Origin of the sequence: Dankookia rubra (genome assembly GCF_004355005.1) — a bacterium.
Classification (GTDB): domain Bacteria; phylum Pseudomonadota; class Alphaproteobacteria; order Acetobacterales; family Acetobacteraceae; genus Paracraurococcus; species Paracraurococcus ruber_A.
In genome coordinates this window covers 49,045-74,771 of the sequence record NZ_SMSJ01000027.1, presented here as the reverse complement: position 1 = coordinate 74,771, position 25,727 = coordinate 49,045, and the positions used below count along the sequence as shown (strand labels likewise).

21 protein-coding genes are annotated in these 25,727 nt (G+C 71.7%); 9 read left to right on the top strand and 12 right to left on the bottom strand.

Annotated features, from left to right (window positions below; translation table 11 throughout):
• Nucleotides 1–490: 490 nt before the first annotated feature.
• The 7 genes from E2C06_RS19030 to E2C06_RS19000 form a co-directional block, all read right to left on the bottom strand.
• Nucleotides 491–2,986, bottom strand: coding sequence for a hybrid sensor histidine kinase/response regulator (locus E2C06_RS19030; RefSeq protein ID WP_133290199.1), 2,496 nt, complete (start codon nucleotides 2,984–2,986; stop codon nucleotides 491–493).
• The gene (locus E2C06_RS19025) at nucleotides 2,983–3,795 is read right to left on the bottom strand and encodes a response regulator (RefSeq protein ID WP_133290198.1); all 813 of its coding nucleotides are present in this window, start codon (nucleotides 3,793–3,795) and stop codon (nucleotides 2,983–2,985) included. Before E2C06_RS19025 ends, E2C06_RS19030 begins: the two co-directional genes overlap by 4 nt.
• Before the next feature lie 9 nt (nucleotides 3,796–3,804).
• The gene (locus tag E2C06_RS19020) at nucleotides 3,805–5,415 is read right to left on the bottom strand and encodes a sensor histidine kinase (protein ID WP_165982494.1); all 1,611 of its coding nucleotides are present in this window, start codon (nucleotides 5,413–5,415) and stop codon (nucleotides 3,805–3,807) included.
• A gap of 337 nt (nucleotides 5,416–5,752) precedes the next feature.
• Nucleotides 5,753–6,982, bottom strand: coding sequence for a polysaccharide biosynthesis/export family protein (locus E2C06_RS19015; RefSeq protein WP_133290196.1), 1,230 nt, complete (start codon nucleotides 6,980–6,982; stop codon nucleotides 5,753–5,755).
• Nucleotides 6,983–7,285: 303 nt separating this feature from the next.
• Complete coding sequence (locus E2C06_RS19010; protein ID WP_133290195.1) at nucleotides 7,286–8,500, bottom strand: glycosyltransferase family 2 protein; 1,215 nt, start codon at nucleotides 8,498–8,500, stop codon at nucleotides 7,286–7,288.
• 121 nt (nucleotides 8,501–8,621) lie between these two features.
• On the bottom strand, nucleotides 8,622–9,014 hold the full coding sequence (locus tag E2C06_RS19005; RefSeq protein ID WP_165982493.1) for a helix-turn-helix domain-containing protein: 393 nt from the start codon (nucleotides 9,012–9,014) through the stop codon (nucleotides 8,622–8,624).
• 89 nt (nucleotides 9,015–9,103) lie between these two features.
• Entirely contained in the window at nucleotides 9,104–9,802 is a 699-nt protein-coding gene (locus tag E2C06_RS19000) for a sugar transferase (RefSeq protein ID WP_133290193.1), read from the bottom strand.
• A gap of 630 nt (nucleotides 9,803–10,432) precedes the next feature.
• Between E2C06_RS19000 and E2C06_RS18995 the strand changes: the two genes are divergently transcribed.
• Both E2C06_RS18995 and E2C06_RS18990 read left to right on the top strand, forming a co-directional pair.
• On the top strand, nucleotides 10,433–10,816 hold the full coding sequence (locus tag E2C06_RS18995; RefSeq protein ID WP_133290192.1) for a hypothetical protein: 384 nt from the start codon (nucleotides 10,433–10,435) through the stop codon (nucleotides 10,814–10,816).
• A 279-nt stretch (nucleotides 10,817–11,095) separates the two neighbouring features.
• A complete protein-coding gene (locus E2C06_RS18990) occupies nucleotides 11,096–12,718 on the top strand; it encodes a hypothetical protein (protein ID WP_133290191.1) in 1,623 nt (540 codons plus the stop codon).
• A gap of 19 nt (nucleotides 12,719–12,737) precedes the next feature.
• Here E2C06_RS18990 and E2C06_RS18985 read toward each other — a convergent pair whose 3' ends face one another.
• Nucleotides 12,738–13,577, bottom strand: a complete 840-nt coding sequence (locus E2C06_RS18985) for a hypothetical protein (RefSeq protein WP_133290190.1) — start codon at nucleotides 13,575–13,577, stop codon at nucleotides 12,738–12,740.
• A gap of 720 nt (nucleotides 13,578–14,297) precedes the next feature.
• Here E2C06_RS18985 and E2C06_RS18980 point away from each other — a divergent pair.
• The 5 genes from E2C06_RS18980 to E2C06_RS18960 are packed head-to-tail and all read left to right on the top strand — an operon-like array spanning nucleotide 14,298 to nucleotide 19,937.
• A complete protein-coding gene (locus E2C06_RS18980) occupies nucleotides 14,298–15,365 on the top strand; it encodes an ABC transporter substrate-binding protein (protein WP_133290189.1) in 1,068 nt (355 codons plus the stop codon).
• Between the two features lie 8 nt (nucleotides 15,366–15,373).
• On the top strand, nucleotides 15,374–16,288 hold the full coding sequence (locus E2C06_RS18975; RefSeq protein ID WP_133290188.1) for an ABC transporter permease: 915 nt from the start codon (nucleotides 15,374–15,376) through the stop codon (nucleotides 16,286–16,288).
• On the top strand, nucleotides 16,278–17,102 hold the full coding sequence (locus E2C06_RS18970) for an ABC transporter ATP-binding protein (RefSeq protein ID WP_133290187.1): 825 nt from the start codon (nucleotides 16,278–16,280) through the stop codon (nucleotides 17,100–17,102). Before E2C06_RS18975 ends, E2C06_RS18970 begins: the two co-directional genes overlap by 11 nt.
• Nucleotides 17,103–17,132: 30 nt before the next feature.
• Nucleotides 17,133–18,674, top strand: coding sequence for an amidohydrolase family protein (locus E2C06_RS18965; RefSeq protein WP_133290186.1), 1,542 nt, complete (start codon nucleotides 17,133–17,135; stop codon nucleotides 18,672–18,674).
• A gap of 39 nt (nucleotides 18,675–18,713) precedes the next feature.
• Nucleotides 18,714–19,937: a Coenzyme F420 hydrogenase/dehydrogenase, beta subunit C-terminal domain gene (locus tag E2C06_RS18960; protein ID WP_133290185.1), complete on the top strand. Its 1,224-nt coding sequence runs from the start codon at nucleotides 18,714–18,716 to the stop codon at nucleotides 19,935–19,937.
• A gap of 12 nt (nucleotides 19,938–19,949) precedes the next feature.
• On the opposite strand, the gene E2C06_RS18955 is transcribed toward E2C06_RS18960, so the two are convergent.
• Nucleotides 19,950–20,699 carry an SDR family oxidoreductase gene (locus E2C06_RS18955; protein WP_133290184.1) on the bottom strand — a complete coding sequence of 250 codons (750 nt, stop codon included), beginning with the start codon at nucleotides 20,697–20,699 and terminating at the stop codon, nucleotides 19,950–19,952.
• Between the two features lie 4 nt (nucleotides 20,700–20,703).
• On the bottom strand, nucleotides 20,704–21,657 hold the full coding sequence (locus E2C06_RS18950; protein ID WP_133290183.1) for a Bug family tripartite tricarboxylate transporter substrate binding protein: 954 nt from the start codon (nucleotides 21,655–21,657) through the stop codon (nucleotides 20,704–20,706).
• A gap of 119 nt (nucleotides 21,658–21,776) precedes the next feature.
• Between E2C06_RS18950 and E2C06_RS18945 the strand changes: the two genes are divergently transcribed.
• The gene (locus tag E2C06_RS18945) at nucleotides 21,777–23,114 is read left to right on the top strand and encodes an MmgE/PrpD family protein (RefSeq protein ID WP_133290182.1); all 1,338 of its coding nucleotides are present in this window, start codon (nucleotides 21,777–21,779) and stop codon (nucleotides 23,112–23,114) included.
• A 1-nt stretch (nucleotide 23,115) separates the two neighbouring features.
• Entirely contained in the window at nucleotides 23,116–23,997 is an 882-nt protein-coding gene (locus E2C06_RS18940) for a LysR family transcriptional regulator (RefSeq protein ID WP_133290181.1), read from the top strand.
• 1 nt (nucleotide 23,998) lies between these two features.
• Here the strand turns inward: E2C06_RS18940 and E2C06_RS18935 are convergent, their stop codons facing one another.
• Nucleotides 23,999–24,550 carry a carboxymuconolactone decarboxylase family protein gene (locus tag E2C06_RS18935; protein ID WP_133290180.1) on the bottom strand — a complete coding sequence of 184 codons (552 nt, stop codon included), beginning with the start codon at nucleotides 24,548–24,550 and terminating at the stop codon, nucleotides 23,999–24,001.
• A gap of 71 nt (nucleotides 24,551–24,621) precedes the next feature.
• Entirely contained in the window at nucleotides 24,622–25,611 is a 990-nt protein-coding gene (locus E2C06_RS18930) for an LLM class flavin-dependent oxidoreductase (protein ID WP_133290179.1), read from the bottom strand.
• Between the last annotated feature and the right edge of the window lie 116 nt (nucleotides 25,612–25,727).

Sequence of the window (25,727 nt, the reverse complement as noted above, 5' to 3'; positions counted from 1 at the left end):
TGACGCTGCAGGAGCTGCGCGAGGTGGTCGAGGTCTGGGCCGAGGCGGCGCTGCGGCTGTCGGAGCAGGACCTGCGGCGGATGGCGCGGCTCTGCAACGCGCAGGACCGCCGGCTGGCCACGGGCGACTAGGCCGGCAGGAAGCCTCTTACGCCCCTGATCCCAGCCTGCCCCTGTATGGGTCGGCGCTTGCCGCGCGGCGCATGCCGAACCCACGGAGACGGAGGCTGATCCAGGAAGGTCACCACCTCCCGGGCCCTGCCTGAATCGCCTCGAAACCCCTCGCCACGGCGGTTTGCTTCCAAAGGTGACCGCGGCACCGCGATGGGTCTTCGTGTCCAGAGCAGATCGAGGCGTCCGCTCGCCCGCGCCCTTCCGCCATCTCCTCTGGAGCGGCTTCCGTTCGCCTTGGCCCACGGCAACCGCCCCAGCCGCTTGATTTTTCGCGCATCTTTACCCGATCAGGTGAGTCCACCAGATCGGGATCGGCTCTAGGCGGCGCCGTCCGCCGTATTCCGCCCCGCCTCGCGCACCCGCTCCAGCTCTTCGCCCAGCTTCGCCACCTGGGGCGGCCCGGCTGCCGCCACCGCGGCCGCCGGCAGCGCCTCCGCGGCGCTCGCCAGGGCGAAGATGCCGCGGGCGCCGATATTCGCCGCGCTGCTGCGCAGCGCATGCGCCGCGCTGCGGAAGCGCGCAACGTCGCCCTCGGCCAGCGCGGCCTGCAGGGCCCCGATCTCCTGCGCCGCGTCGGCGGCGAAGTCCCGCAGCAGGTCCGCGAGGAAGCGCTGCCCGCCGAGCGCCAGCAGGTCCGCCGTCACCGCCGGGTCGAGCGCCGGGGGCGCCGCGGGGCGGAAGCGCGGGTGGGCGCCGATCGGTGTCACCGCCCTGGGCGGCGGCCCGCGCCGCGGGGCATGGGCCGCCACCGCCGCGGCGAGCTGCGCCGGCTCGATCGGCTTCACCAGGCAGCCGTCCATCCCCGCCTCGCGGCAGCGCTCGGCGGCCTCCGGCGTCGCGTCCGCGGTCAGACCGAGGATCGGCACATGGGGCCGGCCGAGCGCGTTGAAGCGATAGAGCTTGGTCGCGGTGACGCCGTCGGTGCCCGGCATGTTCAGGTCCATCAGCACCAGGTCGAACTCGCCGGTCTCCAGCAGGTCGAGCGCCGCCTCACCGTCCTCGGCCAGGGTGAGGGCATGGCCCTCGCGCTCCAGGATCTTCTGCACCACCAGCCGGTTCACCCGGTTGTCGTCGGCCACCAGGACCCGCATCGGCGCCACCGCCTGCCGCGCGACCGGCGGCGCCACTGGCCGCGGCAGCAGGGCGGCGGCGAGCGCCAGCGGCATCGCAAGGTCGGCCGTACCGGCCGCCACCGGCAGCAGCGCGGCGACCCGGCGGCGCAACGCCTCCTCCGGCAGGCCCGGGCCGGCGAGCTCACCGCAGGCGAGGATCGGCAGCTCCGCCGCCGGGCCGGCGCCGCGCAGCGCGGCGGCCACCGCCTCGGTCTCCGGCAGCGGGCCAGGCCCGGCGCAGGCCAGCAACACAACCGGCGGCGCGCTCGCCGACCCCCAGAGCGCGGCATAGGTCGCCGGCGGCACCGCGCGCGGCACCACGGCGGTGCCGAGCAGGGCGAGGCTGGTGGCGACCGGTGCCGCCGCGCCGAGATCCTCCGCCAACAGCAGCACCTGCGCCGGCACCTCGGCCGCCGGGGTGGCGGCCAGGGTGAGGCCCGGGTCGCGCCGTACCGGCAGCAGCACGTGGAAGCAGCTGCCCTCGCCCGGCCGGCTGCGGAGCCCGAGCGTGCCGCCGGCCAGCTCCACAATCCCCTTGCAGAGCGCGAGGCCGAGGCCGGTGCCGCCGAAGCGGCCGGCGATGCTGTCATCCGCCTGGGCGAAGCGTTCGAAGATGCGCGCCTGCGCCGCCTCGCCGATGCCGATGCCGGTATCGCTGACCTCGAGCCGCAGCTGCAGCGCATTCGCCGGCCCGTCGGCCGGCGCGGCCGCGACGTCGACGGCGATGGTGACGCTGCCGCTGGCGGTGAACTTCACCGCATTGCCGCCAAGGTTGAGCAGGATGTCGCGCAGCGCCGCGGTATCGGCCAGGACTCGCCGGGGGGTGCGCGGGGTCGCGTGCAGCCGCAGCAGCAGCCCCTTCTCCCGCGCCTGGGCCAGCAGCAGGCCGCGGGTCTCGGCCAGCAGGGCAGCCAAGTCCACGCTCTCCGACCGCATCACCGTCGCTCCGGCCTCGATCCTGGCGATGTCCAGCAGTCCGTTGATCTGCCCGAGCAGGCCGCGGGCCGCCAAGTCGATGGTCTGTGCCATTTCCTGTTGCCCGCCGTCGAGCGGCGTGGTGCGGAGCAACCCCCCCATGCCGATGATGGCGTTCAGCGGCGTCCGCAACTCGTGGCTCACCCCGGCGAGGAACCGGGTCTTTGCCTCGCTCGCCTGCTCCGCCGCCAGCCGTGCCTGCGACAGCTTGCGGATCAGCAACGCGGCATAGAGCGCGAGGATCACCGGGCCGAGCAGCAGGCCGATGGCCAGGCCGGGCAGCGCCTGCCAGTAGGACGTGGTCAGCGTCACCGCGCCGAAGCCGGTGACGAAGGCGGCCATCCCGGCGAAGAGCCAGGTGGGGCCGAAGCGGAAGCCGTTGCCGAGCGCGATCCAGAGATAGATCGGGAAGAAGGGCGCCGCCCAGGCGCCGCCCAGGTGCAGGAAGCCCGAGAGGAAGCCGGTATCGGCCAGCAGGGCGAAGGCTCGGCGCGGCGTGCTGACCGCCGGGGAGAGCCTGATATGCAGGAAGATGCCGAGCGCGCAGGCGCTCCAAACCGCCAGCAGGGGCAGGCTGTCGGCCAGGATCGGCGCGCCGAGGGTCGGCAGATAGAGTGCGAAGACGCCGGCGAAGATCAGCCGGTTGAAGCTCATTTCCTGTTCGGTACCCACCAGGCCGCGCAGGCCGCCGAGGCTCGGACGGCGTGGCGCGGCCCGGCGGCTCATCGATCAGGCTCCGGTCCCAGCGGGATCGCGCCGAGCGGGATGGATGTCGTGACCACCGCGGTCACCTCGCCGGTCTGGTCCCGCAGCGGCGCCTTGGTGGTCAGCAACTCGCCGCCCGCGCCGGCTTCCCGGTAGGGCGGCAGGGACGTGCCGGTGGCGAGCACCGCCAGGTCAGCGGCCCGGCTGCGCTCGCCGCGGGTGGTGCCGAAGAGCGAGGTCAGGGCGGCCCCGACCAGCTCGTCCGGCCGGGCGCCGAGCGTCGCCGCCAGGGCGGCATTGGCATAGATGCAGCGGCCCTCCCGGTCGGTGGCGCTGACCTGGGCGGGCAGGCTGTCGAGGATGCGGGCCAGGCCCTCGGCGCCCTGGACCGGCAAAGGGGCGGGCACCGGATTGACCAAGGGGCCCGGGCGGGGCTCCGCCATCCCGCCGCCGCTGCGGCCCAGCGCCAGCAGGTTGCGGGCGCGGGTCACCAGCTCGAAATGGTCGATCGGGCTCTGCAGGAAATCGGTGGCCCCGGCATCCAGCGCGCGGACCCGGAAGCTGCGGTCGTCATGCGCCGTCACCACCAGCACCGGCGCCGCGGCACCGCCCGGCAGGGCGCGGAACCGGCGGGTGAACTCGGCTCCGTCCATCCCCGGCATCTTGAAGTCGGTGATCACCAGGTCGACCCGGTTGCCCTCGAGCCATTCGAGCGCATCGTGCGGGTCGCCGAAGACCTCGACCGAGACATTGTCCTCGATGACCGAGGCCAGCCGCGCGAAGATGCTGCGGTTGGTGGCGCGATCGTCGAGGATCAGGATCATCGCCATGGCGGTCCCTCAGGCGCGGCGGCCGCTGTCCGTCCGGGCCACGACCCGCCCGAGCGGCAAATCCATAAGGCAGACCAGCCCGTCCGGTTGCCACTCGAAAACGACCTCGCCGCCGAGCTGGTCGTGGATGGTGGTGCGGATGACGCGGGAGCCGAAGCCCCGTCCGGTCGGCGGCGCGGCGATCCTCGGGCCGCCGGTTTCCGTCCAGCGCAGCCGAAGACGGTCATTCGCCTGATCGATATTCCACCGCAGTTCAAGTGCTCCCCCAGGTGCAGAAAGGCTGCCGTATTTCGCCGCATTGGTCGCCAGCTCGTGCAGGGTCATCGACAGCGGTTGCGCCGCCATCGGCGCCACCGTCAGCGGCGGCCCGTCGAAGCTGACGCGGGTGCTGCCGGCATTGCCGAGGAAGGGGTCGAGCTCGCCATGCAGCATGGCGTTCAGGTCGGCACCCATCCAGCGGCTCTCGGTCAGCAGGGTCTGCGCCCGGGCCAGGGCGGCGACGCGGCCCTCGATCGCCCGGCCGAATTCCTGCGCGGTATCCGCCTTGGTCAGCCGCAGCACCGCCTGCACCACCGCCAGCGCGTTCTTGGCGCGGTGGTCGACCTCCCGCATCAGCAGGGACTGCCGCTCCTCGGCCTCCTTGCGCGCGGTGAAGTCCATGTGGACGCCGAGAATGGGGCCGACCCGCCCGGCCGGGCCGGGCATGCGGCGGCCGCGGCCGAGCAGCCAGCGGGTCTCCTCGCCGCCGTCGCGGCCGGCGCGCAGGATGCGGAACTCGGCTTCGTACTCGCCGCTCTCCAAGGCCCGCCAGGCACCGGCCCGCACCGCAGCGCGGTCGTCCGGGTGCACCAGGGCGAGGAAGCCTTCCAGCGTCACCGGCGCGGCGCCGCCCGGCGCGGTGCCGAACAGGGTGGAATGCTCCGGCGACCAGAGGAAGCGGTCGGTTTCGGGATCCCATTCCCAGGTGCCGATCCCGGCGACTTCCTGGGCCAGGCGCAGCCGCGCCTCGCCGGCCCGCAGCGCCGCCTCGGCCGCCTTCAGCGCGGTGGCATCGGCATGGACCTCGACCACCGCGCCGGCGGCGCCGCCATGCCGCTGGATCCAGTGCGCCGCCACCACCACCGGCGTGCCGCCGCAGCGGCGGTGGCGCAGCTCACCCTGCCACTCGCCGGCGGCGGCCAGGCTCTCCTGCACCGCCCGCCGGCCGCCATCGGGGAAGCGGGTGCCGAGCAGCTCATGCGCCCGCTGGCCGATCGCTTCGGCCGCGGTGAAGCCGAACAGCCTTTCGCAGCCGGTCGACCAGTGGCGGACGGTGCCGTCGGCATCACGCAGGATAACGGCGCTGACTTCGAAGGCGTGGCTGAGTTCGGCGACCATGCGAAGCCGCGCCTCAAGCGCCAGCTTCTCCGCGCGCAGCGTCTTCTCCCGCTGCCAGGACCGCAGCAGCGTGCCGGCGCCGACCAGGAAAGGCAGGCCGAGGCCGAGGCCGAACCAGAGCATGGGATGGAGGGTGATGGCCTGGCCGCCTTCCGCGGGCATGGCCGGCGGTCCGAGCAGCAACCCGAGCAAGCCGAGCAGCAGGCCAAGGCAGCCGGCAAGAATGAGCGACGGGGTCGTCATGGCATCCGCTTCCGGCCGGGACAAGCGGGACCGCAGGACGCCGAGGCGTCCACCTGCACGCCAGGAGCTGGACATGGGGCCTCCGGAAGTGGCGTTCGTGCCGGCGCTGGCCAGGACCGACCTCGACCCGTTGCACCACGCCTGCCCTGCCCGGACCTGGTAGGCCGGTATGGACGCAATGAGCATCGCACTGTTGTGTACAATACTCAATCACGAAAGCGCAGGGGCAGCAAACACTAACGTAAGCGTTACGTTCTCCGCCAATGCCTCCTTCCCGGCAGGCCCGGCCCAAGGGCCGGAAGCCCGCCCCTGGGTACGGTCTCCCGGCCCGGCCGCGCTACTGCGCCATGGTGGCGGACAGCGCCCCGGTCTGGGCGATCGGCAGGATGATCTGCAGGAACTTCAGCAGGTCCGTGCTGGGCGCGTTGGAGACGAAGATCAGGTCGTTGTGCCGCATCTGGAAGCGCTGCACGAGGAACATGGAGGAGGGATTGAGCAGGTCGGCCCGGTAGACGGTCGGAATTTCCTCCCCCGGCATGGGCGGCGTCGCGATCCCCATTCGCTCCAGCATGGCCCGGCGCTCGAAGCGGAACAGGAAGACCGCGCTCGGGTTCGCGCGGTCGTCCTGCAGGCCACCGGCCCGGGCGATCGCATCGCCCAGGCTGAGCCGGCGGTCCTCGAAGGGAAAGCGTCGGTTGAGCTGGGTGATGCTCGCGGTCTGCCCGACCGCGCCCAGCGCCAGGAAGTAGCGCTGCTGGCGGGCGACGATGATGGTGTCGTCCGGCGCCAGCTGCAGGTTCAGCCGTGGGTTCTCGACGATGTCGGCCAGGATTGCCGATTCGGCGACGCCGCCGCGCTGCAACGTCACCAGCGTCTGATGCGGGGAGAAGCGGGTGCCGCCGGCCCGGGCGATGGCGCCGAGCAGCCGCTCGCCCCCCGGGTCGAGCGAGAAGCGCAGCGACTGCGCGATGTCGCCGACCACCGAGATCGCCGCCGAGCGCCGCTCGACCAGGGTGACGATGACCTGCGGCTCGAGCGCCCGCTGCCGCAGCCGGCCGGCGATCGTCTTCTCGAGTTCCCCGGCGGTGCGGCCGAGCGCCTTCGCCTCGCCGGCGAAGGGTATGGTGACCATCCCCGACCGACCGATCTGCTGCTGCGGCAGGGTGACGAAGTTGCCGGGACGGCCGCCCCCCGCCTCGGCCGGGATGAACAGGCCGCCCGCCTGGGTCTCGAAGACGGTGATGCTGAGCACGTCGCCGACGCCGAAGCGGACTTCGGAAGCCGGATGGGCCTGCAGCCCGGCGCTGAACAGGCTGGGTGGCTTCTCGCTTTCCACCCCGGCGATGACCGTGCTGTCGAGCGTCAGCAGGACGTAGCGCAGCGCTGGATTCGCGACCGGGCCGGGATCGCCGGACTGCACGGAGGCCGGGCCCATGATGCCGCCGATGCGGGGCCCGGTGCTCGGGAGGAAGGTGTTGCAGCCGCTGGTGGCCAAAACGGCCGTGGTAGCGCCGAGGCGCAGCATGTCGCGCCGCGTGCGGGGGCGGATAATATCGGAAGCGGACATCAGCTATCCCTATGGAGGCGATGCACGACGCCCGTCGCCCCCTCCGCCCGCGACGTCCCGGTCGGCGGTATCCCGCGAACCGGTCCGGCCCTGGCGCAGGGCAGACGACACCGCTGCCGGGGCCGCGGCCGCGCCCGGCCAGGTCAAAGCCTGGCTGGAGGTGCCGACCGGGTCGAAGCGGACGAAGCAGCGCGTTCGCTGAAAATCAAAGATGCGTTAAATGCAAACTATCTTCGTCCGCTCCGAATTTCAACCATAAGGCATTCCAACAGGCGAAAAGATGCGCCGACGGGGAATTCGACCTCAGGCTGCCGTCTGCTGCTGCCGCACCATCGCCTCGCCGCGGGTCCGGGCCGGCGCCGGCACCGCCTTCGGTCCCTCCTCAGGGACGGCATGCGGGACGGGTGCGGGGATGGCGATGGGCGTCGTCGGCCGGCCGCGGGCGACGACGCTGCGGAGAAAGCCGGCCGCCCAGCTCAGATGCATGGTCACCAGCGCCGGGCCGGCGGCGAGCATCCAGGGATCGCGCTGGGCCAAGGCCTGACCTGCGCCCCAGGCGAAGCAGCCCAGCGGATAGGCCAGCGCCAGCAGCGAGGCGACCGGCAGAATTGGCAGGGCCAGCAGGCCGCCGAGGCAGAGGCCGAGCGCCGCGACCGGGGCCATCTGCCGCGGCCGCGGCTTCAGCCGGTGCTTGAGCAGCGTGCGGGCCCGGCCCGCGCCATGGCGGAAATACTGCCGGGCCAGGGCGGTGAGGCGCTGGCGCGGGAAATAGGTCACCGGCTCCTCGGCGCACATCCAGACCCGGCCGCCGGCGAGCTGCGCCCGGTGGTCGAGCTCGGCGTCCTCGTTGTGGGTGAAGCTCTCGTCATAGCCGCCGACCGACAGGAAGAAGGCGCGGTCGAAGGCGGCATGGTGGCCATGGTCGACGAAGCCGGAGCGCGGCCTGGCGCGGTGCGCCGAACCGCCATTGCCGAGCCGGCTCGACTGCGCCACGGCGATTGCCCGCTGCAGGCCGCGGCCGGGCTGCGAGCGGTTGGCCATCGGCACCACGACCGAGGTCGCGCCGGTGCGGAGCAGGTCGCCGACGCAGCGGCGGATGAAGCCGGCGGGGTAATGGGCATGAGCATCGGCGCGGATCAGGATGGTGGCGCGGGGCGCCGCCAGGCGGGCCGCGAGGTTCACCGCGGCCGACTGGATCCGCTGCGGGTTGGGCAGGGCGCGGATGGAGGGGAAGTCCGGCGCCGGGTGGCGCGCCGCGAAGGCCGCGACCAGCGCCACGGTATCGTCGGTGCTGCCGCCGTCCATGCCGATGATCTCGCAGGCGGCGGCGGGCCACTGCTTCACCAAGCTGGCCAGGCAGGCCTCGATGTAGCGGGCCTCGTTCAGCGCCGGCACGACAACCGTGACGAAGGGGTGGGCGGCGGGGCCGCCGGCGACGAATTCCAGCGGCGGCGGCCCCGCCGCCGCGGTGCCGACGGTGCCGGCAGCCTGGACGAGGGTCCCGGTGGTGGCGGTCATGCCATGCCTTTCTGAATCGGTAGGGTGGCAACGGGTCGGGCGCCAAGCGCCGGCCGTGAGGGAGCGGCGGAGGGGACGGCCCGGATCGGGGCGGCCCCGGACAGGGGCGGCGCGGCGCGGGTCATGGCTGCGCCTCTGCCGGCGCGGCGGCGCCGGCCATGGTATTGGCGAGCGAGACGAGGGCGGCGCGATGCCGGGCGTCGGCGATGGCGGCGAAGGCGCGTGCCAGGTTGGCAAACTCCTCGGCATGCGGCGTCGCCGGCACGGCGCCGGGGGCCGGCTCCGTCAGCAGGTCCTCGACCCGGACATCGAGCGCCTCCGCGATCGCCATCAGCCGGCCGGCGGCGACGCGGGAGATGCCGGCCTCGTAGCGGTGCAGCTGCGCGTCGGTGGCGCCGACATGGACCGCCAGCTGCTTCTGGGTCCGCCCGGCGGCGCAGCGCAACGCGCGGATCCGGCCGCCGACCGCGACATCCGCGGCGCTCGGCGCGCGGGTCTGCCGGGGCAGGGTCATCGGGCGAGCACCCGCCGCAGGCGGCGGCACGGATTCGCGGCAAGCCCGGGACGGCGTGAGGGACGCCATGCGGCGCGGCCCCGGCCCACTCAGACCGCGCCGCGGCGCTTGAGCACCGCCGGGATGGTCTTGCAGAGGATGTGGAGGTCGAAGAGCAGCGACCAGCCGCGCACGTAGCGGGTGTCGAGCATGACCCGCTCGGCATAGGTCGTGTCGCTGCGGCCGCTGATCTGCCAGAGCCCGGTGATGCCCGGGCGCATCTCGCAGTACATCGCGGCCGCCGCCGGGCTATAATGCAGGTCGAGCTCCTCCTGGACCACCGGGCGGGGCCCGACCAGGCTCATCTCGCCGCGCAGCACGTTCAGCAGCTGGGGCAGTTCGTCGAGGCTGGTGCGGCGGAGGAAGGCGCCGATACGGGTGATGCGCGGATCGTGCGGCAGCTTGCGGCGGGTCGCCCATTCCTCGGCGGCGGCCGGATCGCTGGCCAGCAGCTCGGCGAGCCGCGTCTCCGCGTCGAGGACCATCGAGCGGAACTTCAGGCACGGAAACGGCCGGCCGGCGCGGCCGATACGGGTATGGCTGTAGAGCGCCGGCCCGCCGTCGCGCCGGACGATGAGGATGATGGGCAACAGGACCGGGAGGATCAGCAGCAGCAGCAGCCCCGCGCCGAGGATGTCGAGGCCGCGCTTGACGGCATGCCCAAGGCCGGAGAGGCCGGCCCGGCTGGTCCCGGCGAGGAAGCCGGGGGAGGAAGCGGATGCCTGACTGGGTAGGTAAATGTCTGACATGGCTGCCCTGTTGCCCGGTTCTCAGCGCCGCTCCGGCGACCATCGGCTGGTCGCTTCGGGACGCTAACGGGCGCCAACCTCTAACAAGGTTGATGATTAGGCAAGATTTTCGCGCATTTGGTTTGCGAAAAATCGCTGGGGGATGTGGCGGCGCCACACGGGAAACTTGCGGTCAGTGCAAACCCGTCGCGAGAAACGAGCCGGGTCTCAAGCTGTGGGCACGCCATGCGGCGGCGCGGTCCGCGGATCCATGTCTTTGACATGCTTGCATTGATTTCCGAGGAGACCGGCCTTCGGCGAGGGTTTATAGACCGGAAGAACAACCTATAGTTGCATGAACTGAAGCGCAAAACTCACCGTTTCGTGATTTCGCATATGCGAAACAACACCTCCTGCAATGCGAATTCGGCCAGGCGAAACTCGACCCGGCGCGCGCGACCGAGAGCGGCCCGAGGGCTGCCGCGGGACGCCACCGGCCGCGACGAATGCCATGCCGTGTCCCGCAATCCGCCCTGTCTTGGCCATGATTGCCGCCTAAACCGGAATGGTCGGCACCCCTGGCATCGCGGCCCTGAGAGGGCCGGACCTATGGCAGGGCACTAGCGACGGTGCAGGTTGCAGCAGACTGACATGGACCATCTTGCCCACCAGACCCGCGCGGGCCTGCCCGGCGCCTCGGACGAAGGCGCCGCCTGGGCGCCGATGGGCGCCGCAGCGGCCGAGCTGGCGGTCATTCCCGGCGGCCAGGTCGAACGGCGCCAGCAACGCGAGGGCACCCGGCTGCAGCAGACGGTCAGGATCAGGCGCCGCGACGGCTCGGTCTGGACCGCCCTGGCCCGCCAGCTGGCCCTGCCGGCGGATCCGGGCGAGGCGGACCGTGCCACGGCGCAGGCCTCCCACGTCCTCGACCTGCTCGCCCGGGCGGTCGGCGCGGCCGATACCGCCCGCCAGGCCCGCGGCGCGATGCTGGAATGGGACCAGTCGCCGCCGCCCTGGGCCGCGCGCTACGGCTGATCGCCAATCCAAGCCGCCGCACCCGACCGGTTCGAGGCGCGGCACGGTTCGCGGCGGGGCTCAGCCGCCCGGAGGCTTGAAACTGCCCTGAGAACAACGCGCTGCGGCGGATCGGCCGGCAGCGACGGGCACGATCCGCTGTGGCGGCCACTCCCCGGTCCTGGCATGAACCGGGCGATGGCGGAGCCTTGGCTCAGGCCAGCGCCCGCGGAGAGCCAGCCCCGTATGCAGCCCGCCCGACCTGCAGCCCGAGTCGCGCCCGCGGCCGGATCGGCGCGCATGACCGCAAGTATGACCTTCCGCCAGGCCGGCCTGACCCCGGCCGAGGCAGCCGCCATGCTGACGCGCCGCCGGCCGGTCAGCCGGTCCAATCCAGCCGCCATCCGCAGCTATGCCGAGGCGATGCGCCAGGGCCGCTGGGTGCTCAACGGCATGCCCATCATCCTGTCGCGCAGCGGGGTCCTGCTGGACGGGCTGCAGCGGCTCGAGGCCTGCATGGCGGCCGGGGTCCCCTTCCCCACCTTCATCGCCGAGAACGTCGCCGACGACGTGCTCCACACAATCGACCAGCAGCGCCGCCGCTCCTTCGCCGGGGTGCTGGAGGCGCGCGGCATCCGCCACGCGCGGGCGGTGCAGGCCATGCTGGCAAAGCTGATCCACTACGACGACGGGCGGCTCGGCCGGGACGGCGTCGCCGCGCCCTCCTGGGCCCGCATGGAGCGCGCGCTGGCAGCCAACCCCGACATCGCGGCGGCGGCGGCGGCCAGCCTCTCCGAGGTCGATACCACCCTGCCCGAGCCGGTCCGCACGCCGCTGCTCTTCATGGGGCGACGCGCCGCGCCGGGGGCCATGGCCCAACTGCTCGCGGTGGTCGCCGATCCCGACCGGCATCCGCTGACCGAGCCCGGCGTGCTGCTGCGGCACGAGATCGACCGGGGCCGCGAGGACGGCGCCGCCCGGCTCGCGCCCGGCCGGCTGCTGGCGCTCTCGATCCTCGCGCTGAATGCGACCGGGCGTGGCACCGCGCTGCGCCGCCTCGCCTGGACCGGCGGCGCGCCCGGCCGGCCGGCCGATCCCTATCCCCGGCTGGAAGGCTATGCCGGGCTCGGCGAGACCCGCCTGCCGGCGGCAGTGCCGGTTCCCGAAGCCATCCCGACCCAGGAGTCCGGGTCGGCTCTGCGCTGGGCAATCGAGTCGATCGACCCCGCCCGGGCCGAGGCCTACCTGCGGCACAACACCCGCAACCGCCGGATCGTCCAGGCGCATGTCAACGCGATCGCCCGCGACATCGTCGCCGGCCGTTGGATGGTGAATGCCCAGCCGATCTGCTTCGCCGCCGACGGGACGCTGCTGAACGGCCAGCACCGGCTGATGGCGGTGATCCTGGCCGATGGCGCGATCGAGGTGCCGGTCATCCGCGGCCTCGAGCCGGCGGCGCAGGCCACCTACGACCTGCATGCCAAGCGGTCACCGGAATTCGGCCCGGCGCTGGAGAGCTTCGGCGACCGCGCCCTGGTCTCGGCCATGGCAAATCTGCTCTGGCGGCGGGAGTTGCGGCCACCCGGCGCGCGGCATGCCAAGGCCACCGCCGCGGAGATCCGCGACATCGTGTGCAACCACCCGCGGTTGCTCGAGCTCCGCAGCTTCGGCCGCAAGATGATCGATCACGGCCGCGCCTCGGTCATGGGCTATGGCGCCTATGTCATCGAGCGGTCGGACCCGGTCCGCGGCCCCGACTTCCTCCGCGCGCTGGAAACCGGCGCCGAGCTCGCCACCGGCCACCCGATCCTGGCGCTGCGGCGGCAGTTGCAGCGGCTGCGGCGGGACAAGGTGCCGCAGGAGGACCAGCTCGCCGCCCTGTTGGGCGGCTGGGAGCGCTACCGCGGCCGCGCCGGCCGCTGACCCCGAACTGCCGGCAGGGTCAGTGCAGCGCCATCACCTGGCCGGCCAGCACCGCCGCGTGGGTCGCATCCGGGGTCAGCGCATCCGCTCCGACTGCGGCCGCCGGCGGCGGCGGCTCGGACAGCAGCCAGCCGGAGACGATGCGGATGCCGTGGTTGCAGGAGGCCCGCCGCATCTCCGCCGCCAGCCCGGCCAGCAGGCCGAGATCGGTCGCGTCGTCGATGCTAAACCAGGCCAGGTCGAAGCGGCTGTGTCCGGCGACCGCCGTCGCGTCGGCCTCGGCGAGCCGGTCGCAGCTATGCACCGACCAGCCCGCCCGCTCGAACAGCCGCAGCACCAAGGCGTGCTCCAGAGTCGGCGCCCTCGAACCGCCGGCGACCAGCAGGGCGGAGGCGCCGCGGCGCGGCCGGACGGCGGTGACCTGACCATCGTCGTCGAGGCCGATCAGCAGCATCCGCAGGCGCCAGACGCCCATGAGGTAGCCGGCCTCGTCGGCCGGCCCGGCATCGCGCTGGCGGCGCAGCCTGGCGGCGGCGGGCAGCAGCACGTCGTGGCAGACCGCCTCGAACCGCGTGCCGCCCGGGTTCAGGGCGCGCAGCGCCCGCGCCGCCTCCGCCAGATCGAGCCGCGGCAGGGCCTCGGCCAGCGCCCCGGCCTCGGCCAGCCAGGCGCGCTGCACCGAGCCGATATCGGGGCACGGCCGGTGCGGCCGGTGCAGCCGGGCGAGGCCGGGCACGACCGCCCGCCGCACCACCGCTTCCAACGCCGGATTGCCGTGCAGGCCGCCCTTGTCGCGGTCGGGCGCCCGGGTCCAGTGCCTGGCCTGATGACGGGAGGCCATCCCGAGGTCGTTGGGCATCGCGCTTGCTCCCCCCGGATGGTCAGCAGGCGCGCGGAAACGGCGGCGGGGTCGCCGCCCGATGCCATGACATCGGGCGGGAGTCGGCGGCCGTCCTGCAGCCAGAGTAAGCCATCATCCCCTCCATGCATCGCAAGCCGTCACGCGGACGGCAGGCTTGGTCATGCGGGAGAGGGCATCGCGTCGGTTGCATGCCGGGCCCGATGGGCGCCCATTCCTCGAGAACCGGAACACATACGGGTCGAGGTATCGCAACGCAGACCGGAGTTCCGGCACAGGACGTTCCCTCTCTCGCCCGCTTGCGCGGGACCATCGAGGCCGACGCTACGCCGCCTGTGTTGCAGCGTGCAACACGGCGGATGTGACTGGGGCTTGGCCGGCGCGGCGAAATCCTGGCCTGCGACATCGGCGCACCACCACGATTACGGAGAACGATGCAGCCATTCATCGCGCATTTGGCGAAACGCAGCGGCTGCGCGACGTGCTGGGGGCTGGCGCGAAGTTCGGCACTCCCTGCCCACCACCGCGGCAGCACTTCGTCGGCCCGGGCCGCGTTTGCGAGCGCGCATCGACGACATGCGGTTCGACCCGCTGGCATGCGGCTTGCTGCATCGTGGGCAGCGCAGCGCCGCATCGCGGCAGCTCCGGTAGGCGTGCCATCGACTTCCAGATCAGGGGGGTGGGCCGTGCCACATCGCCCGCCCTCGGAGGGGACAAGCGATGTGTGACCGTTATGGGACCTCGATCCTTCCCGACTATGCCGCCATCGGCCGGGCGGCGCAGGCCAGCCGGCGCGGAGTCCTGCGCGCGACGGCGGCCAGCGTGCTGACCTTCGCCGCCGGCTTCGGCGGGGAAGCGCATGCCCAGGCCAAGGGCAGCCTGAAGTCGACCCACGGCACCGGCTTCTGCAACCTCAACCTCTTCCTGGCGCATTCGCTGCAGATGGCGAAGGAGGATGGGCTGGAGATCCAGTTCATCAACACGCCGACCTTTGCCGAGCAGGTGACCTTCCTCGGCATGGGGCAAGTCGACCTGGGGCTGATGCCCTACACGTCCTTCATCGCGCTGTTCAATGCCGGCGCCCCGGTGAAGATCATCGCCGGCGGCGGCATCGAAGGCTGCGCGATCGTCGCGCGTCCCGGCCTGACCACGCCGGCCTCCCTGAAGGGCAAGACGCTTGGCACCTTCCAGCTCGATACGCTGGAGGTCATGCCCTACGACTACCTGAAGAAGCACGGCGTCAGCTTCAAGGACGTGAAGGTGCGCTACATGGGCAATACGCCGGAGGCGGTGGAGGCCTTCAAGGCCGGCGCGATCGACTGGATCTGCACGATCGAGCCCTATGCGACGGCGCTGGTGAACGACGTGCCCGGCGCGACCATGCTGTCGAACGGCCGCGACATCTACGGCGCGGGCTACACCGATTGCGTGCTGGCGACGCGCGCCAGCCTGATCAAGGAAAACCCCGCGGCGCTGAAGGCGGTCATCAAGGGCATGATGAAGGCCCAGCTGATGGCCGAAACGCAGCAGGAGGATACCCTGAAGCGGCTGATCGGCACCTACTACAAGACCTCCATGGCCAACGGCCAGATCGCCATGTCGAAGCAGCCCGCGGTGGTCGATGCGCGCAGCCAGACCGACTTCATCCTCGGCCGCACCGACAGCCTGGTGGAGATGGGCTACATCAAGAACAAGCCCGGCCGCGACGCGATCGACTGGACCCTGCTGGAGCAGGTGATCGCCGAGAACGCGGCGCTCTACGGCCAGCTCAAGCACAAGTCGGCCTGAGGCCGCCGATGAACACCGACGTGGCGGGCACGGCCGTGGTGCCGCGCCCTGCACCGGCCCCGAGCGGCCTTTCGCCGGCGACCCGGCAGGCTCTGGCGCGCTTCGGCTGGGCGGTCCTCTCGGTCGGGCTCTTCGCCGGGATCTGGGAAGTGCTCTGGGCACTCGGCTGGGCGGACGAGAAGCTGCTGCCGCCGCCGCATATCTTTCTCGGCAACATCCCCGACCAGGCGCGCTTCTTCAACACCGCGACGCGCTGGCAGATCGGCGTCGATGCGAACAGCGGCCCCTCCCCCTACGAGGCCGTCTTCATCACCATCGGCGCCACCGGGATGCGGGTCTTCGTCGGGCTGCTGATCGCAGCGGTACTGTCGGTCAGCATCGGCGTGCTGATCCGCTACGTCGGTATCCTGGAGAAGCTGGTGCTGCCGACCATCACCCTGCTTTCGCCGGTCTCGCCGATCGCCTGGCTGCCGGTGGCGATCTTCATCTTCGGCATCGGCAACGCGCCGGCGATCTTCATGGTGGTGGTGGCGCTGTTCTTCCACATGGTGCTGTCCACCATCAGCCAGATCGACAATGTCAACCGCAACTTCATCAACGTCGCCCGCACTATGGGAGCGAGCAAGCGGCAGGTCTATGCCCGGGTGATCATCCCGGCGATCCTGCCGCAGCTGCTGATCGTGCTGCGGCTGAACCTCTTTGGCGCCTGGATGGTGGTGCTGGTGGCCGAGAGCACCGGCGTCGGCTTCGGGCTGGGGCAGGTCATCATGATGGCGCGGAACACCTTCAACCCGTCGCTGGTCTTCTTCACCATCGCGCTGATCGGGCTGCTGGGATTCCTGTCGGACTGGCTGCTGCGCTTCGTGCAGAAGCGGGTCCTCTACTGGGTGCCGGAAACGGCGGGGGTGCTGCGTGGCCTCTGATCCTCACACACCATGGTCGTCGCAGGATGCCGTGGTCTGCCGCAACGTCGGCAAGACCTGGGCGGAAGGCACGGCGCGGGCGCATGAGGCGCTGCGCGACATCGATCTCGACATCGCGCCGGGGGAATTCGTCGTGCTGCTCGGCCCCTCGGGATGCGGCAAGTCGACGCTGCTCTACCTGATCGCCGGGCTCGAGCGGCAGACGGCCGGCAGCATCTTCGCCTTCCGCGACCCGGTCGAGGGTCCTTCCCCCGACAGGTCGCTGATCTTCCAGGAAACCTCGCTGTTTCCCTGGCTGACGGTCTGGCAGAACGTCTCCTTCGGCCTCTCGATCCGCGGCGCGCCGGAAGCGGAACGCCGCGCGGTGGCGCGCGAAGCCCTGCAGCGCGTCGGCCTGGCCGAGGCGATGGAGAAACGCCCCGACGAGCTTTCGGGCGGCATGCGGCAGCGCGTGGCGGTCGCCCGCGCGCTGGCCATGCGGCCGAAGGTGCTGCTGATGGACGAGCCCTTCGCCGCGCTCGACGTGCAGACCCGCGCGAAAATGCAGGATTTCCTGCTGGATGTCTGGCGCGACAGCGGCGCCTCCGTGCTCTTCGTCACCCACCATATCGACGAGGCGGTGGCGCTGGCCGATCGCGTCGTCGTCTTCACCGCCCGTCCCGGCCGGATCAAGTCGATTATCCCGATAGACCTGCCGCGGCCGCGCGATCCCTTCTCCCCGGAAGCGGAGGCGCTGCGGCGCCAGCTGACCGAGGAATTGCGCAGCGAGGTCGACCGCGCCTTCGCCGAGCAGGAAGCGCTGACCCCGGGCTGAGAGCCCGCCCCCCATCGGAGGAACCAGGCGATGACACAGTCGCTCGTGCGCAGCCGCGCCATGATCACCAGGACGCTTTCCGCCGCGGAATGGGAGGAGATCCCCGACGGCGCCGTCCTGCAGGAGGACGGCATCATCACCGCCGTCGGCACCTTTGACGAGTTGCACCGGAAGCACCCGACCGTGCCGGTGATCGGCACGGGGAAGGAGATCCTGCTGCCCGGCTTCGTCAATGGCCACCACCATGTCGGGCTGACGCCGGTGCAGCTCGGCTCGCCCGACATGCCGCTCGAGCTCTGGTTCGTCACCCGCATGGTGGCGCGCAACCTGAACATCTACCTCGATACGCTCTATTCGGCCTTCGAGATGATCGGCTCCGGCATCACCACCGTGCAGCACATCCATGGCTGGCTGCCCGGCGACCTGAAGGAGGTCGAGGCCCGCACCGCCGAGCTGATTCGCGCCTATGAGGACATCGGCATGCGGGTGTCCTACTGCTTCGCCCTGCGGGACCAGAACCGGCTGGTCTACCAGAAGGACGAGGATTTCGTCGCCAGCCTGCCGCCCGAGCTGCGCGGCCCGATGCAGCGCTGGTACGACCGCTTCCAGCTCAGCCTCGAGGACAACCTCGACCTCTTCAAGACGCTGCACCGCAGCCACAATGCCAAGCGCCGGGTCAAGGTGCAGCTGGCACCGGCCAACCTGCACTGGTGCTCGGACAAGGCGCTGGCGGCGCTCTCGGAGCTGTCCCGCAGCTACGACACTCCGATGCACATGCACCTGGTCGAGACCGCCTACCAGAAGGAATACGCCAGGCGCCGCGGCGGCGGCACGGCGGTGGACTACATCGAGCGCTTCGGGATGCTAGGGCCGAACCTGACGCTCGGCCACGGCGTCTGGCTGAACGAATCCGACATCGAGAAGCTGGCGGCCAGCGGCAGCTGCATCTGCCACAACTGCTCCTCCAATTTCCGGCTGCGCTCGGGCGTCGCCGCGCTGAACCGCTTCGAGGCGGTCGGCATCAACACCGCCATGGGCCTGGACGAGGCGGGGATCAACGACGACCGCGACATGCTGCAGGAGATGCGGCTGGTGCTGCGGGCGCACCGGGTGCCCGGGATGGACGAGGCCGAGGTCCCCGGCATGGCCCAGGTGCTGCGGATGGCCACCATCGGCGGCGCCCGCACGACGCCCTACCGGGAGACGCTCGGGACACTCGAGGTCGGCAAGGGCGCCGACCTGTCGCTGATCGACTGGGACAGCGTCGCCTATCCCTACCTGGATGCGCTGACGCCGACCCTGGATGCGGTGATCCAGCGCGCCAAGGCCAGTGCCGTCACCACCGTGATGTGCGATGGCGAGGTGATCTACCGCGACGGCACCTTCACCCGGGTGGACAGGGACGGCGCGCTGAAGCAGCTGCACGACGACCTGTCCAGGGCGCTGTCGGACGACGAGGTCGAGCGGCGCCACCTGTCCAAGGCCCTGCTGCCGCATGCCAGGCGGTTCTACGCCGATTACATCGACCCCTCGCGGCACGAGCCCTTCTACCGGCCCAGTTCCCGCGTCTGATCCGCTGCCCTAGGCTGCGCCCGGGATGGGGGACGCGGCATGGCGGATGAGGCGGGCGCGGTCTGGGCGCCAAAGCTGCGGGAGGCCGCGCCGCGCGGCCTCTGCACGGATTGCGGGATCTCCCGCACCGGGGACCCGAAGGCCTGCGGCCGCGCCTGCCAGTTCATCCGGCCCGACTACCCGGTCCTGGAGGCCACGGTCCATGGCCGCCCCCGCGACTCGGACCGGCCGGACGAGATGCATTTCGGCCCCTTCCGCCGCATGCTGCGCGCCACCCTCGCCCCGGCGCGGGAGGGCGCGCAATGGACCGGCATCGCCACCCGCCTCGCGGAGCGGCTGCTGGAGACCGGCGCCGTCGACGCGGTGCTGACCATGGCGCCGGACCCGGCGGACCGCTGGCGGCCGGTGCCGGTGCTGGTGACGCAGCCCGCGGGCATGGCGCAGGTGCGCGGCATGCGCATGGGCTATGCGCCGCTGCTGGCGCTGCTGGAACCCGCGCGCGCGGCCGGCCACAGGCGGCTCGCCATCATCGGCATCCCCTGCCAGGTCTATGCGCTACGGGCGATCGAGCGGGAGCTGGGCTTCGAGCGGCTCTACGTCATCGGCACGCCCTGTTCCGACAACACCACGACCGAGCGGTTCCACGACTTCCTAGCGCTGCTGGAAGACGACCCGGACAGCATCACCTACCTGGAATTCCGCGCCGACTACCAAGTCGAACTGCGCTATGCCGATGGCAGGTCGCGCACCATCCCATTCCTGCAGCTGCCGATCTCGAAGCTGCCGCCCGACTTCTTCCCGCTGACCTGCCGCACCTGCGTCGACTACACCAATGTCCTGGCCGACATCACCGTGGGCTACATGGGCGGCCAGGGCGAGCAATGGCTGCTGGTACGCAATGCGAGCGGGGAGGAACTGGTCGCGCTGCTGGGCGAGGAGCTGCACGTCGCAACGCCGGGCAGCGCCGGCAAGCGCGCCGGCGCGGTGAAGGGCTTCCTGGCGAATACCGAGCGCGCCGCCGGCGGCCTGCCGCTGCGCCGCATGCCGGATTGGCTGCGGCCCATCGTCGGCTGGCTGATGCCGCGCATCGGCCCACGCGGCCTGGAATTCGCCCGTGCCCGGGTGGAGATGAAGGCGGTCGAGACCGTGCTGCACCTGCGGCGGGAGGAACCGCGCCGCATGAAGCATATGATCCCGGGGCATGTCTGGGCGCTGGTCGCGCAATATGGGTTGGCATCGAAGGGCGGCGAGCGGCGCGGGTGAAGGGTGCCGCCGCTAAAGCGCGCGGTTCCAGCCGCCGTCGATGTCGATGACGGCACCTTGCATGTAGCTGGCTTCGGCGCTGGCCAGGAAGGCGACCAGCGCGGCGATCTCCTCCGGCTCGCCGAAGCGGGCGACGCCGGTGGATTTTGCCAGCACCGCGGCCGCCGCCGCTTCGTCCAACCCCTTCTCCTGCATGACGGTGGCGATGCGGCCGGTCAGGCGATCGGTGCGGATGCTGCCGGGGTTGATGCAATTCACCCGCACGCCGTCCTGCACACCGCGGTCGGCCAACGCCTTGGTCAGGTTCATCAGCGCCGCGTTCACCGACCCGCCGATGGCGAAATCGGCGCTGGCGATCTTCCCGCCGACGCCGGCGATATGCACCACGCCGCCCTGCGCCGCCTGCAGCGCCGGCCAGGCGGCCCGCGTCAGGCGGACGGCGGCGAAGAACTTGCCGGCGAAGCTGTCATCCCAGGCGGCGTCGTCCAGCGCCAGGAAGTCGCCGCGCTGCGTCGCGCCGGCGCTGTTCACCACCAGGTCCAGCCTGCCGAAGTCGCGCACCGCATGCGCCACCGCCGCGGCCGGCCCCGCCGGGTCGCGCAGGTCCACCGCCAGACCGATCGCGCCCGGCACGTCGCAGCCGCCGCGGGCGATGCCCAGCACCTGCATCCCCTCGGCGACGAGCCGCTGCACGATGGCGCGGCCGATCCCCTTGCTGGCGCCGCTGACCAGCGCCGCCCTGCCCTTCAGCCCGCGATCCATGTCCCTACTCCGCCTTGATGTTGGCGCCCCGGATCAGCGCCTCCGTCCGGGTCAGGTCGGCGCGCAGGAAGGCGCCGAACTCGGCCGGCGTGCCGCCCACCACCTCGGCCCCCAGGTCGAGCAGCTTGGCGCGGCCTTCCGGCGTGCCAACGATCGCCATGATCTCGCGGTTGATGCGCTCCGTGACCGAAGCGGGCATGCCGGCCGGGCCGATCATCGCGTACCATTCGACCACGGCGAAGCCGGGATAGCCGGACTCGGCGATGGTCGGCAGGTCCGGCGCATAGACCTGCCGACTGGCCGAGGTCACCGCCAGCGGCCGCACCGACCCGCCGCGGACGAAGGGCAGGGTCGAGCTGGCATTGCCGAACATCAACTGGATATTGCCTGCGACGAGGTCAGCAAGCGCCGGCCCGCCGCCGCGATAGGGCACGTGCACCATCTGGATGCCGGCGGCCTGGGAGAACAGCTCGCCCGAGAGGTGCACGGAGCTGCCGATGCCCGGCGAGCCGTAGGAGAGCCGGCCCGGATTCGCTTTGGCATAGGCCACGAGGTCGGCCAGGCTGCGGATCGGCAGGGCGGGGTTGACCACGACGATGTTGCCGACATTGGCCAGGTGCAGGATCGGCGTGACGTCGGCGATCGGATCGTAGGGCTGCTTGGTCAGCAGCGCCTGGGTGATCAGCGTGCTGATGCTCATGCAGATGGTGTGGCCGTCCGGCGCGGCGCGCGTCATCTCGACGATGGCGACCGCGCCGTTGCCCCCGGTGCGGTTCTCCACCACCACGTTCTGGCCGAAGGCCGCCGAGAGCGGCGGGGCGAGGTAGCGGCCGAGGATGTCCGTGGTGCCGCCCGGTGGGAATGGAATGAGCAGGCGGATGGGCCGGCTTGGCCAGGCCGGCTGCGCCTGCGCCAAGGCCGGCGCCGCCAGCGCTGCGAGCAGCCCGCGTCGTCGCATGGTCATCGTTTCCTCCCGCTTGGCGCATTCATTCCACGCTCCGGCGCCGGCGGAAAGGGCTGGCGGCCGGCGCCCGATCGGCTATGCCGTCCCGGTCCAGGAACAACGAGGCAAACCCGATGCCCGATCCCACCGCCACCCAGGCGCTCGGCCGCTTCGTCGCCGGCTCCGACTGGCGCGACATCCCGGCCGCGTTGCGGCACGAGGCCAAGCGTTCGATCCTCAACCATGTGGGCTGCGCGCTGGGCACCGCGCGCGACCCGGCGGTGCAGGCCGCGCTGCGGGTGATGCGGGGGCTCGGCGGCGCGCCGGCGGCGACGGTCTTCGGCCAGGGCGCCCGGCTGGATCCGATGGGCGCGGCCTTCGTCAACGCGGTCGCGTCGAACCTGCTGGACTATGACGACACCCATCTCGACACCGTCATCCATCCCGCCGCGCCGGTCGCGCCGCCGCTCTTCGCGCTCGCCGAGCAGCGCGGCCTGCCCGGTGCCGCGGTGCTGCACGCCTTCCTGCTGGGCGGGGAGGTCGCCTGCCGCATCGGCAATGCCGTCTCGCCCGGGCACTATGCCCGGGGCTGGCACATCACCTCCACCTGCGGCGCCTTCGGCGCGGCGGCGGGCTGCGCAGGGCTGCTGGGGCTTTCCGCGGAACAGGTCGCGCATGCCATCGGCATTGCCAGCAGCGAGGCGGCCGGGACGGTCGAGAACCTGCCGAACGCCGCGAAGAATGTCAGCGTCGGCAATGCCGCGCGGCACGGCATCCTGGCAGCGATGTTCGCCGCCGAGGGCTACGATGCCGCACCGGCGGCGATCGAGGGCCCGCTCGGCTGGGCCCGCGCCGCCGGCGACGCGGCCGACGTGGCGGCGATCACCGAGGGGCTCGGCACGCGCTGGGAGATCGGCCGCAACACCTACAAGCCCTACCCCGCCGGCATCGTCTTCCACGCGGTGATCGATGCCTGCCTGGAACTCCGCGCCCGGCTGGACGCGCCGCCCGAGGCGATCGCCGCCGTCACCGTCGCCGGCGACGCGCTGCTGCTGGCACGCGGCGACCGGGCAGTGCGGAACGCGCGCGACAGCCGCGTCAGCATCCACCATAGCGCCGCGCTCGGCCTGCTGCGCGGCCGGGCCGGCGTCGCGGACTTCGAGCAGCCGGCGGTGGACGACCCGGCGCTGGCCGGCTTCCGTGCCAAGGTGACGGCGGCGCTCGACGCGGCGCTGCCGCGCGGCGCGGCGCGGGTGACCGTCCGGCTGGCGAACGGGCGGGAGGAGGAGACCACCGTCCTCACCCCGCGCGGCTCCGAGGCCAGGCCGCTGACCGATGCCGAGCTCGAGGCCAAGTACCACGAGAATGCCGCGCTCGGCGGCTGCGCCGATCGCGCCGCGGCGCAGATCGCGGCGATCTGGGGCCTGGAGGAGGCGGCGGACCTCGGCCACCTCACGGCGCTGCTCGCCTGAGATGGACAAGTTCATGGCGCTGTCGGTCTTCGCCCGCGTCGTGGAGCAGGGCGGCTTCACCGCGGCGGCGAAGAAGCTGGGCCTCTCGCCCTCGGCGGTGACCAAGACCATCGCCCGGCTGGAGGACGAGCTGGACACCCAGCTCTTCACCCGCACCACGCGGCGGCTGCGCACCACCGACGACGGCCAGGGCTTCTACGAACACTGCGTGCAGATCCTGGCCGAGCTCGAGGATGCCGAGGTCACGCTGACCCGCGGCAGCGCCGTGCCGCGCGGCCGCATCCGCGCCGTGGTGCCGCTGAGCTTCGGCCGCGTCACGCTGATGCCGGAGCTCCCCGCCTTCTTTGAACGCTACCCCGAGATCAGCCTGGAGCTGCATTTCAGCGACGGCCCGGTCGACCTGATCGCCGAGGGCTACGACCTGGCGGTGCGGACCGGCAGCATCACCGACTCGCGCCTGACCACCAGGCTGCTGACCCGCGGCGCGCAGGTGACGGTGGCGGCGCCCCGCTACCTCGCGCGGCACGGGGAGCCGGGGACGCCGGAGGCCTTGCGCGACCACAACTGCCTGATCAGCCGCTTCGGTCCGGAATGGGGCTTCCGCGGCCGGGAAGGCCGCCCCTTCAGCGTGCGGGTGCGCGGCAATGCGGTGATCAACAGCGGCGATGCGCTGCGCGAGGCGACGGTCGCCGGCACCGGGATCGCCCAGGGCACCTGGTGGCTCTACCGCAAGGACCTCGAGCGCGGCGACGTTCGCGCCATCCTGCAGGACTATGCGCAGGAGGGCGCGCCGGTCTCGGTTCTGTATCCGGCGCAGCGGCATGTGCCGGCGAAGCTGCGGGCGCTGATCGACTTCCTCGTGCAGATCACGCGGACGGGGTGAGCTACCCCCAAGGCGCGACGAAGGGTGGCGGCGGCGCGACCTGGAATACGTTCAGCTGCATCGCCAGCAGGCTGTAGTAGCCGGCGAGGCCGGTCAGCTCGACCGTGCCCTTCTCGCCCAGCAGCGCCTTCGCCGCGTCGAAGGCCGCATCGCCGACTTTCCCGGTCCGCAGCAGCTCCCGGACGAAGCCGGCCACCACGCGGTCGGGCTCGGCATCGAAGGGCACGCTCTCCGCGCCGCTGCCGATCGCCGCGATCACCGCCTCCGGCACGCCCTGCTTCGCCGCGATCGGCGCATGCGCGTACCATTCGTAGGCCGCCTTCCAGTGCTGGCCGACGCAGAGGATGGCGAGCTCGCGCAGCCGCATCGGCACGCTGCAGTCGTAGCGGATGAAGATCCCGACCTGCTCGACCCGGGCGCAGAGCTCCGCGCTGGTCAGCAGCGGCAGGAAGGGCCCGCCCACGCCGCCGCGGGCGCCGGAGGCGATGCGGTCCCAGACCACCTGCTGGTCGGCGTCCAGCGTCTCGCGCGTCTTCGGTGCCAGGCGGGCCATGCGTTCTTCCTTCCCAATTGAAAACGGCCCGCACCCTGCGGTGCGGGCCGCCGGCTGTCCAGGCGCCGCGCCTACTCCGCCGCGGCCTGCAGGCCGGGCGCGAAGGCCGGCATGACCTCCCGCGCGAAGGCGCGGAGATTGGCCGGCGAGGCGTTCGGGTCGACCAGCAGGATGTTGGTGGCGCCCAGCGCTTCCAGCTGCTTCAGCCGGGCGACGATCTCCTCCGGCGTGCCGAGCAGCGGCGCGGTATCCTCCTCGACCCGCTCGGCCAGCTTGCCGCGGGCCAGGTCGCCGATGACGCCGACGACGCGCTTGCGCGTGTCGAAGGCCGCCTGCCGCTCCGCCTCCGAATGGATCATCTGCAGCGCGCGGGCGGTGCCGACCATGTTGGGGTCGTAGGCGCGCCCCACCTCCTCGCATTCCGCACGATACAGCGCGATGCGCTCGCCGATCTGCTCGACCGAGGCGAGCTGGTCGAGCAACAGGTTGAAGCCCTCCCGCGCCGCGCGACGGATGCTGTCGGGGCTGCCGGCGGCCAGCCAGAGCGGCGGGTGCGGCTGCTGCAGCGGCGCCGGCTCGACCAGGATGTTCTCGTAGTGCCAGCGCTTGCCGTGATGGGTGAAGCGGTCCTCGGAGGTCCAGGCCTTGCGGATCACCTCGATCGCCTCGTCGAAACGCTCGGACGCTTCCTCGAGCGGGATGCAGAAGGCGTCGAACTCGGCCTTGCGGTAGCCCTTGCCGACGCCGAAATCGAACCGCCCGCCGGTCAGCAGGTCGAGCGTCGCGGCCTGCTCGGCGACCAGCACCGGGTTGTGCCAGGGCAGCACGACGACCGCGGTGCCGAGCCGGATCTGCTGCGTCTTGGCGGCGAGGTAGGCGAGCAGGGTCATGGAGGCCGAGACCTGGCCCTGGCCGGTCGAGTGGTGCTCCACCATGAACATGTGGCGGAAGCCCAGGCGGTCGGCCTCCATCACGTAGTCGATGAAGCCCTGGTAGCCCTGGCTGTCCTCGATGCCGACGCTGCGCTTGGTCCGGGCGCCCCCGAACAGACCGAATTGCATTCCTGGCTCCCTGGGGCGGTTTCTCAGCCCATCATCCTGGGGATGGCAGGGACGGAAGGAAAGGCTTCAATCGGCAATTCTGCCGTGCCGGATCGTCCGAAATCCAGCAGTCCGGG

Coding starts and splice junctions, on each gene's coding strand:
- E2C06_RS19030 (WP_133290199.1), bottom strand. CDS start 2,986: ATGAGCCGCCGGGCCGCGCCACGCCGTCCGAGCCTCGGCGGCCTGCGC.
- E2C06_RS19025 (WP_133290198.1), bottom strand. CDS start 3,795: ATGGCGATGATCCTGATCCTCGACGATCGCGCCACCAACCGCAGCATC.
- E2C06_RS19020 (WP_165982494.1), bottom strand. CDS start 5,415: ATGACGACCCCGTCGCTCATTCTTGCCGGCTGCCTTGGCCTGCTGCTC.
- E2C06_RS19015 (WP_133290196.1), bottom strand. CDS start 6,982: ATGTCCGCTTCCGATATTATCCGCCCCCGCACGCGGCGCGACATGCTG.
- E2C06_RS19010 (WP_133290195.1), bottom strand. CDS start 8,500: ATGACCGCCACCACCGGGACCCTCGTCCAGGCTGCCGGCACCGTCGGC.
- E2C06_RS19005 (WP_165982493.1), bottom strand. CDS start 9,014: ATGACCCTGCCCCGGCAGACCCGCGCGCCGAGCGCCGCGGATGTCGCG.
- E2C06_RS19000 (WP_133290193.1), bottom strand. CDS start 9,802: ATGTCAGACATTTACCTACCCAGTCAGGCATCCGCTTCCTCCCCCGGC.
- E2C06_RS18995 (WP_133290192.1), top strand. CDS start 10,433: ATGGACCATCTTGCCCACCAGACCCGCGCGGGCCTGCCCGGCGCCTCG.
- E2C06_RS18990 (WP_133290191.1), top strand. CDS start 11,096: ATGACCGCAAGTATGACCTTCCGCCAGGCCGGCCTGACCCCGGCCGAG.
- E2C06_RS18985 (WP_133290190.1), bottom strand. CDS start 13,577: ATGCCCAACGACCTCGGGATGGCCTCCCGTCATCAGGCCAGGCACTGG.
- E2C06_RS18980 (WP_133290189.1), top strand. CDS start 14,298: ATGTGTGACCGTTATGGGACCTCGATCCTTCCCGACTATGCCGCCATC.
- E2C06_RS18975 (WP_133290188.1), top strand. CDS start 15,374: ATGAACACCGACGTGGCGGGCACGGCCGTGGTGCCGCGCCCTGCACCG.
- E2C06_RS18965 (WP_133290186.1), top strand. CDS start 17,133: ATGACACAGTCGCTCGTGCGCAGCCGCGCCATGATCACCAGGACGCTT.
- E2C06_RS18960 (WP_133290185.1), top strand. CDS start 18,714: ATGGCGGATGAGGCGGGCGCGGTCTGGGCGCCAAAGCTGCGGGAGGCC.
- E2C06_RS18955 (WP_133290184.1), bottom strand. CDS start 20,699: ATGGATCGCGGGCTGAAGGGCAGGGCGGCGCTGGTCAGCGGCGCCAGC.
- E2C06_RS18950 (WP_133290183.1), bottom strand. CDS start 21,657: ATGCGACGACGCGGGCTGCTCGCAGCGCTGGCGGCGCCGGCCTTGGCG.
- E2C06_RS18945 (WP_133290182.1), top strand. CDS start 21,777: ATGCCCGATCCCACCGCCACCCAGGCGCTCGGCCGCTTCGTCGCCGGC.
- E2C06_RS18940 (WP_133290181.1), top strand. CDS start 23,116: ATGGACAAGTTCATGGCGCTGTCGGTCTTCGCCCGCGTCGTGGAGCAG.
- E2C06_RS18935 (WP_133290180.1), bottom strand. CDS start 24,550: ATGGCCCGCCTGGCACCGAAGACGCGCGAGACGCTGGACGCCGACCAG.
- E2C06_RS18930 (WP_133290179.1), bottom strand. CDS start 25,611: ATGCAATTCGGTCTGTTCGGGGGCGCCCGGACCAAGCGCAGCGTCGGC.